At 60.9% G+C, this 14,689-nt stretch carries 15 protein-coding genes; 5 read left to right on the top strand and 10 right to left on the bottom strand.

Features of this window, described 5'->3' with window-relative positions:
• Nucleotides 1-47 precede the first annotated feature (47 nt).
• A complete protein-coding gene (locus NA8A_RS14350; protein WP_040672677.1) occupies nt 48-548 on the top strand; it encodes an invasion associated locus B family protein in 501 nt (166 codons plus the stop codon).
• A 197-nt stretch (nt 549-745) separates the two neighbouring features.
• The gene (gene rlmN, locus NA8A_RS14345; RefSeq protein ID WP_009451042.1) at nt 746-1,972 is read left to right on the top strand and encodes a dual-specificity RNA methyltransferase RlmN; all 1,227 of its coding nucleotides are present in this window, start codon (nt 746-748) and stop codon (nt 1,970-1,972) included.
• A gap of 37 nt (nt 1,973-2,009) precedes the next feature.
• Here the strand turns inward: rlmN and NA8A_RS14340 are convergent, their stop codons facing one another.
• The 8 genes from NA8A_RS14340 to NA8A_RS14305 all read right to left on the bottom strand — a co-directional run bounded on the left by NA8A_RS14340 (nt 2,010) and on the right by NA8A_RS14305 (nt 9,983).
• Entirely contained in the window at nt 2,010-2,651 is a 642-nt protein-coding gene (locus tag NA8A_RS14340) for a LysE family translocator (RefSeq protein WP_009451041.1), read from the bottom strand.
• 153 nt (nt 2,652-2,804) lie between these two features.
• On the bottom strand, nt 2,805-3,836 hold the full coding sequence (locus NA8A_RS14335; RefSeq protein WP_009451040.1) for an SIS domain-containing protein: 1,032 nt from the start codon (nt 3,834-3,836) through the stop codon (nt 2,805-2,807).
• 259 nt (nt 3,837-4,095) lie between these two features.
• Nucleotides 4,096-5,613, bottom strand: coding sequence for a di-heme oxidoreductase family protein (locus NA8A_RS14330; RefSeq protein ID WP_009451039.1), 1,518 nt, complete (start codon nt 5,611-5,613; stop codon nt 4,096-4,098).
• Nucleotides 5,614-5,670: 57 nt separating this feature from the next.
• Entirely contained in the window at nt 5,671-6,930 is a 1,260-nt protein-coding gene (locus NA8A_RS14325; protein WP_009451038.1) for an imelysin family protein, read from the bottom strand.
• 145 nt (nt 6,931-7,075) lie between these two features.
• Nucleotides 7,076-8,296, bottom strand: coding sequence for a beta-ketoacyl-[acyl-carrier-protein] synthase family protein (locus NA8A_RS14320; protein ID WP_009451037.1), 1,221 nt, complete (start codon nt 8,294-8,296; stop codon nt 7,076-7,078).
• Nucleotides 8,297-8,569 (bottom strand): acyl carrier protein, encoded by a 273-nt coding sequence (locus NA8A_RS14315; protein WP_009451036.1) that lies wholly within the window; start codon nt 8,567-8,569, stop codon nt 8,297-8,299. It lies immediately after the preceding gene.
• Between the two features lie 147 nt (nt 8,570-8,716).
• A complete protein-coding gene (locus tag NA8A_RS14310; RefSeq protein WP_009451035.1) occupies nt 8,717-9,229 on the bottom strand; it encodes a hypothetical protein in 513 nt (170 codons plus the stop codon).
• A 70-nt stretch (nt 9,230-9,299) separates the two neighbouring features.
• The gene (locus NA8A_RS14305) at nt 9,300-9,983 is read right to left on the bottom strand and encodes a D-lyxose/D-mannose family sugar isomerase (protein WP_009451034.1); all 684 of its coding nucleotides are present in this window, start codon (nt 9,981-9,983) and stop codon (nt 9,300-9,302) included.
• A gap of 184 nt (nt 9,984-10,167) precedes the next feature.
• Between NA8A_RS14305 and NA8A_RS14300 the strand changes: the two genes are divergently transcribed.
• Nucleotides 10,168-11,373, top strand: a complete 1,206-nt coding sequence (locus NA8A_RS14300) for an APC family permease (RefSeq protein WP_009451033.1) — start codon at nt 10,168-10,170, stop codon at nt 11,371-11,373.
• 26 nt (nt 11,374-11,399) lie between these two features.
• Here NA8A_RS14300 and NA8A_RS14295 read toward each other — a convergent pair whose 3' ends face one another.
• Nucleotides 11,400-11,636 carry an Lrp/AsnC ligand binding domain-containing protein gene (locus tag NA8A_RS14295; protein ID WP_009451032.1) on the bottom strand — a complete coding sequence of 79 codons (237 nt, stop codon included), beginning with the start codon at nt 11,634-11,636 and terminating at the stop codon, nt 11,400-11,402.
• 56 nt (nt 11,637-11,692) lie between these two features.
• Nucleotides 11,693-12,523 (bottom strand): alpha/beta hydrolase, encoded by an 831-nt coding sequence (locus tag NA8A_RS14290; protein ID WP_040672672.1) that lies wholly within the window; start codon nt 12,521-12,523, stop codon nt 11,693-11,695.
• Nucleotides 12,524-12,830: 307 nt separating this feature from the next.
• Between NA8A_RS14290 and NA8A_RS14285 the strand changes: the two genes are divergently transcribed.
• On the top strand, nt 12,831-13,307 hold the full coding sequence (locus tag NA8A_RS14285) for a MarR family winged helix-turn-helix transcriptional regulator (protein WP_051018012.1): 477 nt from the start codon (nt 12,831-12,833) through the stop codon (nt 13,305-13,307).
• Nucleotides 13,308-13,521: 214 nt separating this feature from the next.
• Nucleotides 13,522-14,658 carry an ABC transporter substrate-binding protein gene (locus NA8A_RS14280; protein ID WP_009451029.1) on the top strand — a complete coding sequence of 379 codons (1,137 nt, stop codon included), beginning with the start codon at nt 13,522-13,524 and terminating at the stop codon, nt 14,656-14,658.
• Nucleotides 14,659-14,689 lie beyond the last annotated feature (31 nt).

Genomic DNA, 14,689 nt, shown 5'->3' with positions numbered 1-14,689 from the left:
GTGGCTGATCGGCTTCAAAACACTGGCAAAAAAAGACGGTCATGACGATGCGCGTACTGATTTCGACACTCATGTTCATTTGCGGGCTGGCGGTAGCTGGGCCAGCCATGGCGCAGGCCACTGCGGTCGGCCAGCACAAGGACTGGGGCGTTTACAGCTACCAATCAGGAAACAGCAAGGTTTGCTACGCCATGAGCGTGCCGAAGCAGAAGCAGCCGGCAAGCCTTGACCACGGGGATATCTTCTTCTTCGTGAGTCAGAAACCCGGACAGAACGTGGCTTCCGAGCCGCAGTTCATTGCTGCCTACAATTTCCAGCAGGGTTCCAAGGTCATCGTGACGGTGGGCGACAAGAGCTTCACCATGTTCACCCAGGGCAAATCGGCCTGGTTAGAGAACGCGGCTCAGGAACCCCAGCTGATCGCTGCCATGCGCGGAGGCTCCGACATGAAGATCGCGGCCAAATCCGGTCGTGGCAACGATACAGGCTACGTTTTCTCGCTGAGCGGCGTCAGCGCCGCAATCGACGCGACACGTAACTGCAAATAGGACGCTTCGTCCGAACGATCGAAGGCCGGACACCCGGCCTTCGCAAGCATGCCCGATGGGACAACAGGCTGACAGCCACGCCGTCAGCCTCCGACGCCGCAGGTGACGCGGGCGGCGGAGCGTGCTATGAGCGCGCCAAATGAAGGGTGGCCCCGCACTTTGCGGCATGATCCGCCCGTAGCTGTTTCAAGAACGCCATGGCACTGACACTCGACCTATCGACGCCCGAGAGCCGCGCAGCATTGAGCCCTGCGGCCGTACCGGAAAAGAAGCCGCTTATCGGCCTGACCCGCGAAGAGCTCGCCGAGGCGCTGCTCACCGTCGGCGTGCCGGAACGGCAGGCCCGCATGCGCGTGCGCCAGCTGTGGCACTGGCTTTATGTGCGCGGCGTTTCGGACTTCACGCAGATGTTCAATATCTCGAAGGATTTGCGCGCCGCTCTCGATGAGACTTTCACCATCGCACGGCCCGAGATTGTCGAGGAGCAGATTTCCGAGGACGGCACCCGCAAATGGCTGATGCGCTTTCCTCCGCGCGGCGCTGGCCGTCCCGTCGAGGTGGAAACCGTCTACATCCCCGAGGAGGGGCGCGGCACGCTGTGCATTTCAAGCCAGGTCGGCTGCACGCTCACCTGCTCCTTCTGCCACACTGGCACGCAGAAGATGGTGCGCAACCTGACTTCGGGAGAAATCCTCGACCAGCTTCTCGTGGCCCGCGACCGGCTCGGCGATTTTCCCGATGCCGACACGCCGGACGGCGCAATCGTGCCCGCGGAAGGCCGCAAGGTCACCAACATCGTGATGATGGGCATGGGCGAGCCCCTCTATAATTTCGAGAATGTGAAGAAGGCGCTGCTCGTCGCCTCAGATGGCGATGGTTTGTCGCTCTCCAAGCGCCGCATCACCCTTTCCACGTCCGGCGTCGTTCCGGAGATCTACCGCACCGGCGAGGAAATCGGCGTCATGCTGGCGATTTCTCTGCATGCAGTGCGCGACGACCTGCGCAATGAGCTCGTTCCGATCAACAAGAAGTATCCGCTGAAGGAGCTTCTCGACGCCTGCCGCGCCTATCCCGGCCTTTCCAACGCCCGCCGTATCACCTTCGAATATGTGATGCTGAAGGGCGTCAACGATTCGCTGGAAGATGCCCGCGAGCTCGTGCGGCTTCTGAAAGGCATTCCCGCCAAGATCAACCTGATCCCGTTCAATCCCTGGCCGGGCAGCGCTTATGAATGCTCGGATTGGGAACAGATCGAGGAGTTCGCCGACGTGGTCAACCGTGCCGGCTATGCTTCACCTATCCGTACCCCGCGCGGCCGCGATATCCTGGCCGCCTGCGGCCAGCTCAAATCCGCATCCGAGCGCATGAAGAAAACCGAGCGGCTGGCGCTTGAGGCCATGATGATCGCCGGCCACGGCGAGTAAGAGCGTTTTCTTCGGGGGAGGGGCTGCTGTCGGCCCCTCAGCGGGCCTGCGCGGTGATGATCTTGAGCGCGAAGGCTGAGAACACGCCTGCAAACAGATAATCGATCATCCGTGTCACGCGCGGGCTCTTGTTCAGGAGCTTTGAAAACCCGTCAGCCGCGATCACCATCGGCGCCGTCACTGGAAACGACAGCGGAATGAACATCAACCCGAGAAAGAACAGCTTCCCCGGCGCGTGAGGATCGCTCGTTGAAACGAACTGCGGCAGGAAGGTCATGAAGAACAGGATGATCTTCGGGTTGAGCAGGTTGATGCCAAGCCCGGTCGCCCAGTTGCGGAACAGGGAGCGGCTGCGCACGGCACGCTTCTCTGGCGAAAAGGCCGAGCCTTTGCGAATCGCCTGCACGGCAAGCCAGATCAGGTAGCCCGCACCGAACACCTTGAGCACGAGAAACGCTTCGGGAGAGGCGACTATCAGCGCCGACAATCCGAGCGCCACCAGCGCGGTGTGAATGAGAATGCCGGTCATGGCGCCGAACATGCAGGCAAAGCCTGCCGCGCGGCCTTCGCTGAGCGCCCTCCCGACGAAAAGCGTCATGTCGGGCCCCGGCGTGATCGCCAGCACGAAGGTGGCAATCGCGAACTGAAGGATGATGGCAGTGTCCGGAATGAAATCCATGGCTGTGCCCGGAAAAGGAGTGCGACGGCGGAAGCTAACGCATTTCGCTGTCGGGTGGAATTACCTGACGCCCGTATAAATGCGGAAAAGAGATTGGCCTCTCATCCTCTGCTATCCGCCTGCGCGGTCGCAACATCCGCTTGGCTCTCGCCATCAGATCGTTTCGGTGACTTTCTTCAGTTTGTCCGGCGTATCGGGATTGAGCCCCCGCGCCCGTGCGACGCGCTCGATCAGCCGGTAATAGCCGACCAGCGCCACCAGCGGATCGAGATGGCCATGCCCCGTGGACGGCGTTTCCACGGTGAGAGGCCCAAGATCGCGCGAGGAGAAAGCAGCGACTTCAGCCCCGAGACCGCGCAATTTCACAAGAGCCTGCGAACTGGATTCGAGTGCCGCATCCTCCGGCACGAAGGCGATCACGGGAAAGCCTTTATCGACCAGTTGCATCGGCCCGTGCATCAGCTCGGCCAGTGAAAAGGCTTCCGCATGCAGCTGCGCTGTCTCCTTGGCCTTGAGCGCCGCCTCCAGCGAAATGGCGAAAGCGGGGCCCCTGCCCGCGGTATAGAGCGACGCCGCATCGCGCAGCAGCGGCAAAAGCGGCTCCCAATCCACCGAACAGGCCTGCCGCAAGGCTTGCGGCAGGCGTTTAAGCGCATCGCCAAGCGCTGCGTCACCGGATGCGGCCTGAGCGATCCCGGCCAGCGCCGACGCCGAGGCCACGAAACTCTTGGTCGCCGCGACACTGCGCTCCGGGCCGGCATGGATCGGCAGAACGATATCGGCGGCACGCCCGAGCGGGCTGTCGGGCACATTGACAACCGCCACGGTCACCGCCCCACCCTTTTTGGCGGAACTTTGCGCGGCAACGATATCCGGACTTGCCCCCGACTGCGAAATGGTGATGTGCAACGCCCGCTCGAGCTTGAGCGATGCATCGTAGACGGAGGCCACCGAAGGTCCGATGGATGCAACCGGAATACCGGCATGAATCTCGAACAGATATTTGAAGAAGCTCGCCGCGTGATCGGAGGACCCCCGCGCCGAGGTGCTGACGACCGCCGGCTGGCGGTCAGCAATCACCCGTCCAAGCTCGGCAAAGGTTTCTGCCTCACGCTCGAACAACCGTTCCACGGCATCGGCCGCTTCAGCGGTTTCCTGAAACATAAGCGAGGGCGCTTCGGTCATCATGATCTTCCGAGGCCGGCTTCTGGCGGCGTTCAGGGTCCATATAAGAGACCAATTAAATACCAAAATTCCTATGTAGTCTCTTCAAATTTCCGGCGCTATCGTCCCGAAATCACGAGGCACTGCTGTAGAATGCACCGGATTCATCGCATTTCTGTGTCATGGAGGCAAGAAATCTCTATCAGGCTGCATCACAGCCTGACCGCGCGCCTAAAGTCCGGTTGAGATTGGTATTATATTTTGGGACTCGATAACCGCTTCAAAGCGATTCCAGGAAACGGATCAGATTATCCCGGTCCTGCTTGTCCATTTCGACGACGCGGTCGCGTGCGGCCTGCGCCTCGCCACCATGCCACAGCACCGCCTCCAGGAGGGTCCGCGCCCGCCCGTCATGGAGGAAAGCGGCTTCATCGTTCACCACCTTGCTGAGGCCGATGCCCCACAATGGCGGGGTTCGCCATTCATAGCCATCCGCGCTGCCCTCGCTGCGATGGTCGGCCAGATCCTCGCCCATGTCGTGCAGAAGCATATCCGTATAGGGCCAGATCAGCTGGAAGCGCAGCGCGGGGTCCGCCACATCGTTGCGCGTAACATATTTGGGCCGATGGCATGAGGCGCAACCCGCCTCGTAGAAGACCTTCTTTCCCGCCAGGACCGCCTTGTCGTTGACCTTGCGGCGCGCCGGAACAGCCAGATGATGCGAGTAGAAGGAAACCAGATCGAGCAGGTCGCCCGGCACCTCCTCGGCACCGAAGCGTTCCTGCGCGCCATGCGGCAGCGCACGGCAGGCTTCCTGCGCAACGGTGCAATCGCCCCAATGATCCGGCGCAATGGGGGTGGAAAGTCCCATATCTCCGGAAAAGGCACCTGCGGATTGCTCGATGATCGACGGAGCGATGCCCTTCCAGCCGAAGCGCCCCAGCTTCCAGGCGCCGCTGGCGTCGCGAACCCGCGCGGGGCGCCCCGAAATGCCGTCGCCATTCCTGTCTTCGGGATCGGCCCAGGCGAGGATATCGCTTTCCGCCACGCTTTCGAGCAGTCCGAGCCCGATCATCGGCGGCGCAACCCGGGCAGACATCATGACGTCCGGATCGAGCGGACCGAAGCCGGGGTCCCGGATCGCGAGCGTCGGCTTGCGCAATGTCACCGTTTCGCCGCCGGATAGGGCGACCGGTACATCTTCATAGGCGATCTCGACCCGCCCTTCCGGACTAAGGCCCGCAACGGCAGCATCCTGAAGCTGAAGCCCGTAGACGGGATCCGGCGCCGCAGCCAGCCGACCGTCAGCGATGGCCTTTGCCTGTTCTTCGCTCGGCGGCACCGAGAGCCTCACCAGAAGCGAGATCGCCGGATCGCCTATCCGGGCAGGCGCATGCCCCCGTCCGTCCTTGATATGGCAGGACTGGCAAGCGCGGGCATTGAAGAGCGGCCCCAGCCCATCGGAAGCCAGCGTGGAAGAGGGTGACGACACCCAGTCCTTGCGGAACAATCCGTTGCCCAGAAGAAACCGCTGCAATTCCGCGAATTCCAGATTGCTGGAGGCATGCGAAAAGACATTGGCGTTGATGCGCTTGGTGAAGGTGGCCGACCCCGCCGACATGCGCTCGAAGCGCTCCGGCTTGTCAAAGGCGGCGGTCGGCCGCGTCACCTCTTCCACCCTTGTCCGCTGCTCCGCCGTAAGATCGTCGCGCGCCGTCGCGTCATCCGCATACGAAGCTGGCAGGAACAGGCAGGCAAAGAGGCCGACGGCCGTCGCGGCCAGGACAGGTCTTTTCATGGTGGGGATTTACACTTGCAAGGGCCGGGCCGGCAAGCGGCCCGGCAAAACTTTGCCTTACTCGAAAACGGCGTTCGGATTGTCGAGGCTGTCGGATCCTTCGAGCTCGATCCCACCAAGGTCGAGAGCGGTAATGACGCGTTCCAGCGAGCGGGTCTGGTCGACGAGGCCGTCGATGGCTGCCTGCACCACCGCATTGCCCTCTTCATTGCCCTGCCCGATCATCTGATCATAGGCCTCGCCGCCCTCGGCACGTTCCTTCAGCGCCGTCATGGCAGCGAGCGTCGCATCGAGCTTCGCCTTCATTTCCTCGGCAAGGGCCGGGTCCTTTTCGGAGACCAGTTCTGCAAGGCTCGCGCCCTCGACCTTGGAACCGTCGACACGCTCATACGCACCGAAATAGACGTTCCGAATGCCCACCAGATCGTAATAATGGCTGTTATGCGTGTTGTCGGAGAAGCAATCATGCTCCTCCTCGGGATCGTTGAGAAGCAGGCCGAGCTTCATGCGCTCGCCCGCAAGCTCGCCATAGGACAGAGAGCCGAGCCCCGTGAGGATAGCCGTCAGCCCGGCCGTCGGGTCATTCGAGACCTCGGCGCGCGCCTCGCCATCCGTCTGCCAGTTGGCGACCATTTCCTCAAGGTCGGAAATCAGAAGATCGGCCGCCGCGGTCAGATACTGGATACGGCGATCGCAATGGCCGCCAGTGCAGTTCGCCGGATCGAAATCCGTATAGGGACGGTTGCCCGCACCCGCATCGGTTCCGTTCAGGTCCTGACCCCAGAGAAGAAACTCGATGGCATGATAACCCGTGGCGACATTCGCCTCGATACCGCCCACCTCGTGAAGCGATTCCAGCACTTCCGGAGTGATCGTCGCGGCGTCGATCTCGGTTCCGCCGGCGCTGACCTTGTCATTGGCGATGATATTGGCCACGTAGAACTGGTTGGTGTCCGATTCCGTGCCGTAGCCTGCATCCACATAATCGATCAGGCCCTCATCCAGCGGCCAGGCATTCACGCGGCCCTCCCAATCATCGACAATCGGATTGCCGAACCGGAAAGCCTCACTTTGCTGATAGGGCACGCGCGCCGCCAGCCAGGCTGTACGCGCGGCAACGAGCGTTTGCTCGGAAGGTTCGGCCACGAGCTTGTCAATGGCCTCGCGCAACGCCTGCGCGGTCGTCAGGCTGTCCTCATAGGTCGCCAGCGCGATGTCCGCATAATTGGAGACGATGGCCTCAGGCGCAGCAGCAGCGAAAGCCGGCATCGCCGTTCCCGCCATTAGTGCGGCAGTGACAAATAAAATGCGTTTCATGAGAAATCCCCTCTCCTGCAATCCCCGATACAGATGCATCCTGGGATCAAACCCGGTCTATCCGGCACGCAAGCTGCCGTGCCGCTAAATAGTGGATTTAAAAGATCAGGTTTAATAAGGCAAGGGTAAGGCGGCCTGCGCCGCCTCAACCTTTTTCGACAGCCTTCACCGCGAGGACAGCATTGGTTCCGCCGAACGCAAAGCCGTTGCTGAGCGCCACACGAACCGGCCGCCTGCGCGCCACATTGGGCGTGATGTCCAGATCGCAATCGGGATCGGCCTGCCGATATCCGGCGGTGGGGGGCACGATCCCCTCCCGGATCGCCATCACGCACGCGATCATTTCCAGCGCACCGGACGCGCCGAGACAATGAGCGTGCACCGATTTGGTGGAGGACACCGAAAGCTTGTCGGCGGCCTTGCCGAAGACCCGGCGGATCGCCTCCGTCTCGATCTTGTCATTTGCCTTGGTGCCTGTGCCGTGGGCGTTGATGTAATCCACGTCCTCGGGCGAAAGACCCGCTTCGGCCAGACAGGCCTGCATGGCGGCGGTCGGCCCCTCGACGGTCGGCGCAACAATATCCGAGGCATCCGCCGTCATGCCGCCGCCTGCGAGCTCCGCCAGAATGGTCGCGCCCCGGGCCTGCGCATGTTCGAACGTTTCGAGCACCACCATCCCCGCCCCTTCGCCGAGCACAAGGCCCTGGCGATCCGCAGAGAAGGGCCGGCAGGTTTCCGAGGCGAGAACGCGCAATGCTTCCCACCCCTTGAGAATGCCGTAAATCAGCGGCGCGTCTGTTCCGCCCGCCAGCATCATGTCGGCCCGGCCGAGCCGAATCTGGTCCGCAGCCGCCAGAATGGCGTGATTCGAGGAGGAGCAGGCTGAGGTCGCACCGAAAACGGGGCCGCGCAGGCCAAGATTCATGCTGACCTGCCCCGCCGCCGCACCCGGCATGGCGCGCGGCACGGAGAAGATGTTCGCGCGCGGCTTGCCTTCCAGCAGGATGGAACGGTAGCTGTGCTCGATGGCTTCCCATCCGCACACGCCTACGCCGACCACCGCACCGATGCGTCCGGTATTCTCCTGAGAGACCGCATAGCCCGACTGGGCCAGCGCTTCCTTTGCCGCGATCACGGCAAGCAGGCTGAAGCGATCCATCGTCACAAGACGGCGATGGTCTATTCCATGATCGGGAAGCTGATCGATCTGAGCGCCGACACGCACTTTCACATCGTGCAGATCGGGATTGTCGATGGGGCCGATAGCCGAACGGCCCTCGCGCATACCCTCCCAGATGGCCGGCGTGTTCGTGCCGAGGGCACAGATGCCGCCGAGCCCGGTTATAACGATCCGTGGTGCCGTCATTTAGCTTTTGGCTTCCACCAGTTCACGTACGGCGGCAACGATGTCATTGACCGTCGAGAGGTTTTCCCACGCTTCGGCGGTGTTCATCTCCACCTCGATGTCGAACTCGTCCTCGACATCAAAGATGATCTCTGTCAGCTCAAGCGAGTGAATGCCGAGATCCGCCAGAGGCGTGTCCAACGTGATGTTCGACGCATCTTCAGGGGCGTGGGTCTTGATCTTCTCCAAGATCTTCTGTCCGACGTCGTCTGCCACGTGGCTCTCAGCATTCATCAAAGTCTCTCCTCGGTCCACAACGCGCTGGCAGGATGCCACAAGGCCGGAGACCCGCACTCAGCCATATAAAATCGCCGAACATAAGAAACCAAACCAGCTCTGGCGGCAAGTGCGTAGAGAGGATAATCGCCTCTGCCGCAACGCTTATTGCCCGGCCGATCCGGTCCCGTTCGGCTTGCCCTTCACGAAAATCGTAACGGCGCCATTGTCGGCATATTCCAAAGCCACGACATCGCGCAACAGGATCGATCGGGAATCGACCGCGTGGTAGAAAAGCGCGCTGCCTTCGATCGCCTCACGAAGAAGCACGATGTCGCGCTTGTGCTGCGCGATTGCTTCTGCAACCGGCCCTTGGCTCTCATCCAGATCAGGCACGAAAGTGATGTCGAGCTTGTCGAGCGAAAACGTCTTGCGCACGGATTCAGCATTGGCAGCCGCATTTCCTATGGCCGCCACAATGCGGTCGGTAGCGGCCTGCGCATCGGCCTCTTCCGTTTCCACGTCCGAACCGATGATCGCCTCAATGGCCTCTTCCCGCTTGAGCCCCTGTGCAAGCAGCGGTGTCTGCAGGGCGAGTGCCGAGGCAAGCGCAAGCGCCGAAACCCATTGGAAATCGAGTTCCGGCCGCAAAAACCGGCGTCCGGGAGAAAAAATCATAAGTCCATCCTGTGCATTCGTGCGAATATGCATTCCCACCCGAGAACGGCCGCCGGGCCGCACGGTTCCCTCAAAGCCAAGCCGGATAATCGGACACCAGCAGGCGATGGGGCATTTCATCTTCCTCGATCTGCGAAAAACGCGCGATAGGATCTGCGAATATATTATCGCTCAGATCATCGTTCACGGTAGAGACTTCGCCGATCAGCACATCTTTCCCTTCTCCCCAGAAGGCATGCCAGACGCCCGGCAGAAGCGTGACGCTCTCCCCGGGTGCAAGACGAAGAATGCCTCCCGCATCGACACGCCTCATCACCCCGTCCGTCGGAACGACGAGGGGCGCTTCACGATCAATGCCGCCGTCGGGCGCGGAGGCGAACAGTTCGATGCAGAGCGTGCCTCCGCCGCGATTGATGATGTCTTCCGCCTTGACAGCATGCTTGTGCATCGGGGCCACCTGCTCCCGGCGGGATATCATGATCTTTTCTGCGTAGAGCATGCCCCGGCCGCTTGCGAGATCAGCGGGATCGCCATTGCGCACGGTGAAGAGAAAGAGGCCGCGCCTGACAAAATCACCTGCGCCATAATCCGTAATGTCCCAGCCTAGGCGCGCATCGACAATACCGTCAATGTCGCCGCGACGGCGCTTCATCTCATCCGGTGTCCAGTCCGCAAAGGGCGGCAAGGCATATCCGAACGAACGGATAAAGGCCTCGCCCTCCCGCAAGATCTCGTTGACCCTTGAGCGCTTCATCCTGCCTCCCTGGTCGTTATCACCCTCTGGATCGTCGGTTCGTAGCCCAAGCGCAGGCCGTCGCCAAGGCGTTTTCAGCGCTTCGCTCTTGCGCATGCTGCTTGCAGCGCGCATGCATCACCGGCAAACCGAGTACTTTCGCTCCCAAACCCCGCCCGCCTCTCGTCTTCCGCCGGAGCAACAGATGTTTCTGAACGTCGCAATTCTTGTTGTGGTTTTGGTTGTTGCCCTGGTGCTTTGGTCACCCCGGCTTTACGCCACGAAGGTGTGGCGGGCAATGACGACACCCCTTGCCTCGATCATCGGCAGCGGCTTTCTCGTTCTCGGCCCGGTACTGGATTTTTCCTATGGCATCCACGCACCGCTGGTAATGCTTGCGCTGTGCGCCGGCGCGTATCTGTTTGGTGCCGCGATCCGCTATAACATGCGCGCGCTGGAAAATGCCGATGGCGAGCACGAGACCCGCTTTGACAGGCTGGTCGAACACGCCGCCGCCGCCAGTCTCGGCTTCGCCTACATCATTTCAGTCGCCTATTATCTGAACCTGTTCGGCGCCTTCGGCGTCAGCCTCACCGCGGTGAACGACACAGATCACGCCCGCCTCGTGACTACGGCCGTCTACATGATCATCGTCTTCGTTGGCTGGACACGCGGCTTCAAGGCGTTGGAGGCCATGGAATATGCTTCCGTCACCGCCAAGCTCGCCATCATCGCGGGTCTTCTCCTGGGGCTTGGCGTCTATTTCTACGGACGCGTGGCTGACGGCGGGCTGATCTTCAATCCGCCGGAGCAGAGGGGCTGGTCGGCCGTCACCCTGGCCTTCGGCCTCATCGTAACCGTGCAAGGCTTCGAGACCTCCCGCTATCTTGGCCGGGATTACGACACGCCCACACTGATCCGCTCCATGCGGCTTGCCCAATGGGTGTCCAGCGCCATCTACATGGCCTACATCCTCTTGATCGCCTACGTGTTCGATCTCCACGGCATGAAGCTCACCGAAACGGCGATTGTCGATATGATGGCGATTGTCGCCCCAATACTTTCGGTGCTTCTGGTTGGGGCCGCCCTGGCCGCGCAGTTCAGCGCAGCCGTAGCAGATACCAGCGGTTCCGGCGGTCTGTTTGCCGAACTCACACGAAACCGCCTTACCCCCAGGAAGGCCTATGCGCTTCTGGCTGCTGTCGGCATCACGCTGACATGGTCTGCAAATGTGTTCCAGATCATCAGCTACGCTTCGCGTGCCTTCGCATTCTACTACGCTCTTCAGGCGATGCTGGCCGCCAGCATCGCCTGGCGAAAGGAAAAATCTCCCCTCAAGGCAGCCGCTTTCGCCGCGCTCGCCCTGTTAGGGCTGGCAATCGTCATGCTCGGCACACCGGTGGAAGCGTAAAAAACGCCTTGTCTTGCCGCTTTATCTCAGAATGCCTTGAAGGTGAGCGTCGTCAGAGAACGGCGGATGCCGGCCACATTGGCGATGTTCTCGTTGACGAATTTTCCGATATCGATCCCGTCGTCCACATAGACCTTCATCAGGAGATCGTAATCACCGCTTGTTGAATAAAGCTCGGAGGCGATCTCGCGGCGATAAAGTTCTTCGGCAACCTCATAGGTCTTGCCGGGCTCGCAGCGCAATTGAACGAAAACAGGTCTCATGACGGCTCCATGGAGCGGAATTGCAATGAAGGTAATACCAGATTTGGCGGTTCGTATCAGGGTGTCAACAGACAGCGCACCATCTGATGGTCCTTGTCGGCGAGCCCGTCAATGACATTGAAGTGATGACGGTCTTCTTCCTCGACCGTTGCCGTCGTCGCGCCAAGCCCTGTCCACAGATTTGCCAACAGCGCATTCTGGCGAATGAACTCCGCCCGCTCTCCTGCTCCCACCCAGCAGGTCAGCCTGGTCCCCGGCAAGGGCGAAAGCAGCGCCGGGCTCTCCGCAACAGCCTCTTCCGGCGAAAGCTTGATCGTCTGATTGAGACCGATCCTGAGCAATGGACGAAGGTCGTGAACGCCCGAAATCGAGAGCACATGGCGCAGCCGCGCGCGCAACGGTTCAGAAAGCGGCCCGCCGACGCAGGCCATGCGTGAGGCAAGATGACCGCCTGCCGAATGGCCGGTCAGATAAAGCGGTCCCTCGATGCGCGATGCCGCCGCCGCGACCGCCTGGCCGATTTCAGAAGTAATGCCGGAAATCGAGCTTTGCGGACACAGCGTGTAGGATGGCATAGCCACCGCATATCCGCTGTCGACCGCGCCTGCCGCCAGGTGCGACCACAGGCTTTTGTCGAAGCGCAACCAATAGCCGCCATGGATGAACACCACGAGTCCCGCAGGTGCTTCATCCGGCAGGAAAAGGTCGAAACGGTTGCGCTCCCCCTCGCCATAGACAAGATCGAGCTCCGCGCGCCCCGCCCCGCTCATCGCATCGCGATAGGCGCGCGCCGGCTCCACCCAGCTGTGCGGCCATGTCTCGCCACCTGGAATATTGGGTCCGTTGGCGTAAGCATCGTCCCAGTCCGTTATGGTGCGGTAGAGCATTTCCCCTCCTCGATCGAAGCCCTGCAAGATTTTGGCATAGAGCATTTTCCGAGCGAGTGGAATCGACCCTCGTCATGCGGGAACGATAAGAACAACGAAAGCGCCAGGCGATTCTTTTGCGCCCGCATAACCTGCCTTCCAAACTGAAGCAAAAAGACCGCTTCCGCATATATTGGCATTTCATAAAAACCTGTCGCGCCGCGCAAGCTTGAAACCGGAAGCGGCTGGTGTCATCCTTGATCACACGGGTTTTCAATTTGAAAGGAACTTCACGGACAGCTGGCATCTCTTTTGTGAGGAGACGAATATGGGAAGCGCTTCGCTTATTTCCGGTGATCATGGCTCTGCCGCGCATGAACGATTACGGATGTGGATCAGGCTCATGCGTGCTTCCCGGCTGATTGAAGCCGTGCTGCGTGAAAGACTGAAGACCCGTTTCGACACCACGCTTCCTCGCTTCGAGGTTCTGGCGGCTCTCGCGCGAACCTCTGACGGCATGACGATGAGTGACATCTCCCGTGCTCTTCTCGTCTCCAACGGCAACATCACCGGAATTGTTGAGCGCCTTGTCGGCGAGGGACTTGCCGACAGGACAAGGCGCGAAGGCGACCGGCGAACCTCCGTGATACGCCTGACCGAGACGGGGCAATCCCTCGTCGCCAGAATGGTGGAAGCTCACAGAAACTGGATCGACGAGCTTCTGGGCGACCTTCCGGATGAAGATGTCAGAGGGCTCGTTTCCACGCTCAATGCATTCGAAAACAGTTGGGAAGGCCACGCCTGAGCCGCTCCATCCTCTCCGAAAGAGCCCCGCGCCGCAGATTTGTTCTTCCAATCATACCGTTTCGGCCAATTGGGGTGTTTCCTATTTGCGTCAGATGCTGGATATGAAACTATTCGGGTTTGGGCAGACGCGTGAGAACCGCATCTGATTGCTCGGCAGGGATTATCGCCCTTAGCGGCACAGCATATGGGAACACCAGGGGAGACTTGATTTCATGAAAAATCTGCTTGCCGCCAGCATTCTGGCGCTTTCGGCCGGCCTTGCCGGCCAGGCTTTTGCCGAGCCGGTCAAGATCGGCATGATCACCACCCTTTCCGGCGGTGGCGCTGGCCTGGGCATTGACGCCCGCGACGGCTTCATGCTGGCGATCAAGCAATCGGGCAACAAGGATGTGGAAGTCGTCACCGAGGACGACGCCCAGAAGCCCGAACTCGCCGTGCAGATCGCCGATAAGATGGTGCAGAGCGACAAGGTCGATCTGCTGACCGGTATCATCTGGTCGAACCTGGCCATGGCCGTGGTTCCCTCCGTGACGGCCCAGGACATCATCTACCTGTCGGTCAATGCGGGTCCCTCCGCGCTTGCGGGGGCTGGCTGCAGCCCGAACTACTTCAACGTTGCCTACCAGAACGACAATTTCCACGAAGCCATGGGCGAGGCCGCCAACAAGGACTACAAGAAGACCTTCGTCATGGCGCCCAACTATCCGGCGGGCAAGGATTCGCTGACCGGCTTCAAGCGCTACTACAAGGGCGAGCTGGCCGGCGAGGTCTATACCAAGCTCGGCCAGACCGATTACGCAGCCGAGATTGCGCAGATTCGCGCTTCCGGTGCCGATTCCGTGTTCTTCTTCCTGCCAGGCGGCATGGGCATCGCCTTCACCAAGCAATATGCCCAGTCGGGCGTGGACCTGCCCCTGCTCGGCCCTGCCTTCTCCTTTAGCCAGGACGTGCTGCCGGCAATCGGTGATGCCGCGCTCGGCGTCAAGAACACGGCATCCTGGTCGCCGGACCTCGACAATGAGACCAGCAAGGCCTTCGTGGAGAGCTTCAAGGCCGAATATGGTCGCCTGCCCTCCGTCTACGCGGCACAGGCTTTCGACACCGCCAACCTGATCCTGGCGGCATCCGCCAAGGCAAGCGTGAAGGACAAGGACGCCTTCCGCGCCGCCCTCAAGGCTGCCGACTTCAAGTCGGTGCGCGGCAAGTTCTCCTTCAATACCAACAACCATCCCATCCAGGACTTCTATGTCCGCGAGGTGGTGAAGGACGGCGACACGCTGACCAACAAGATCGTCGGCACCGCCTTCACCGACCACAAGGATGCCTACGCGGCCGACTGCAAGATGTAGCCGGCGACGACACGACCTCGCCCTCATGGCT

Source organism: Nitratireductor indicus C115, assembly GCF_000300515.1.
Classification (GTDB): Bacteria; Pseudomonadota; Alphaproteobacteria; order Rhizobiales; family Rhizobiaceae; genus Nitratireductor; species Nitratireductor indicus.
The sequence above is the reverse complement of the archived record's forward strand: the minus strand, read 5'-3'. Positions and strand labels throughout refer to the sequence as shown.

Bases quoted from the DNA above. Each gene is read 5' to 3' on its own strand.
- NA8A_RS14350 (WP_040672677.1), top strand. From the start codon at position 48: ATGCGCGTACTGATTTCGACACTCATGTTCATTTGCGGGCTGGCGGTA.
- rlmN (WP_009451042.1), top strand. From the start codon at position 746: ATGGCACTGACACTCGACCTATCGACGCCCGAGAGCCGCGCAGCATTG.
- NA8A_RS14340 (WP_009451041.1), bottom strand. From the start codon at position 2,651: ATGGATTTCATTCCGGACACTGCCATCATCCTTCAGTTCGCGATTGCC.
- NA8A_RS14335 (WP_009451040.1), bottom strand. From the start codon at position 3,836: ATGACCGAAGCGCCCTCGCTTATGTTTCAGGAAACCGCTGAAGCGGCC.
- NA8A_RS14330 (WP_009451039.1), bottom strand. From the start codon at position 5,613: ATGAAAAGACCTGTCCTGGCCGCGACGGCCGTCGGCCTCTTTGCCTGC.
- NA8A_RS14325 (WP_009451038.1), bottom strand. From the start codon at position 6,930: ATGAAACGCATTTTATTTGTCACTGCCGCACTAATGGCGGGAACGGCG.
- NA8A_RS14320 (WP_009451037.1), bottom strand. From the start codon at position 8,296: ATGACGGCACCACGGATCGTTATAACCGGGCTCGGCGGCATCTGTGCC.
- NA8A_RS14315 (WP_009451036.1), bottom strand. From the start codon at position 8,569: ATGAATGCTGAGAGCCACGTGGCAGACGACGTCGGACAGAAGATCTTG.
- NA8A_RS14310 (WP_009451035.1), bottom strand. From the start codon at position 9,229: ATGATTTTTTCTCCCGGACGCCGGTTTTTGCGGCCGGAACTCGATTTC.
- NA8A_RS14305 (WP_009451034.1), bottom strand. From the start codon at position 9,983: ATGAAGCGCTCAAGGGTCAACGAGATCTTGCGGGAGGGCGAGGCCTTT.
- NA8A_RS14300 (WP_009451033.1), top strand. From the start codon at position 10,168: ATGTTTCTGAACGTCGCAATTCTTGTTGTGGTTTTGGTTGTTGCCCTG.
- NA8A_RS14295 (WP_009451032.1), bottom strand. From the start codon at position 11,636: ATGAGACCTGTTTTCGTTCAATTGCGCTGCGAGCCCGGCAAGACCTAT.
- NA8A_RS14290 (WP_040672672.1), bottom strand. From the start codon at position 12,523: ATGCTCTACCGCACCATAACGGACTGGGACGATGCTTACGCCAACGGA.
- NA8A_RS14285 (WP_051018012.1), top strand. From the start codon at position 12,831: ATGGGAAGCGCTTCGCTTATTTCCGGTGATCATGGCTCTGCCGCGCAT.
- NA8A_RS14280 (WP_009451029.1), top strand. From the start codon at position 13,522: ATGAAAAATCTGCTTGCCGCCAGCATTCTGGCGCTTTCGGCCGGCCTT.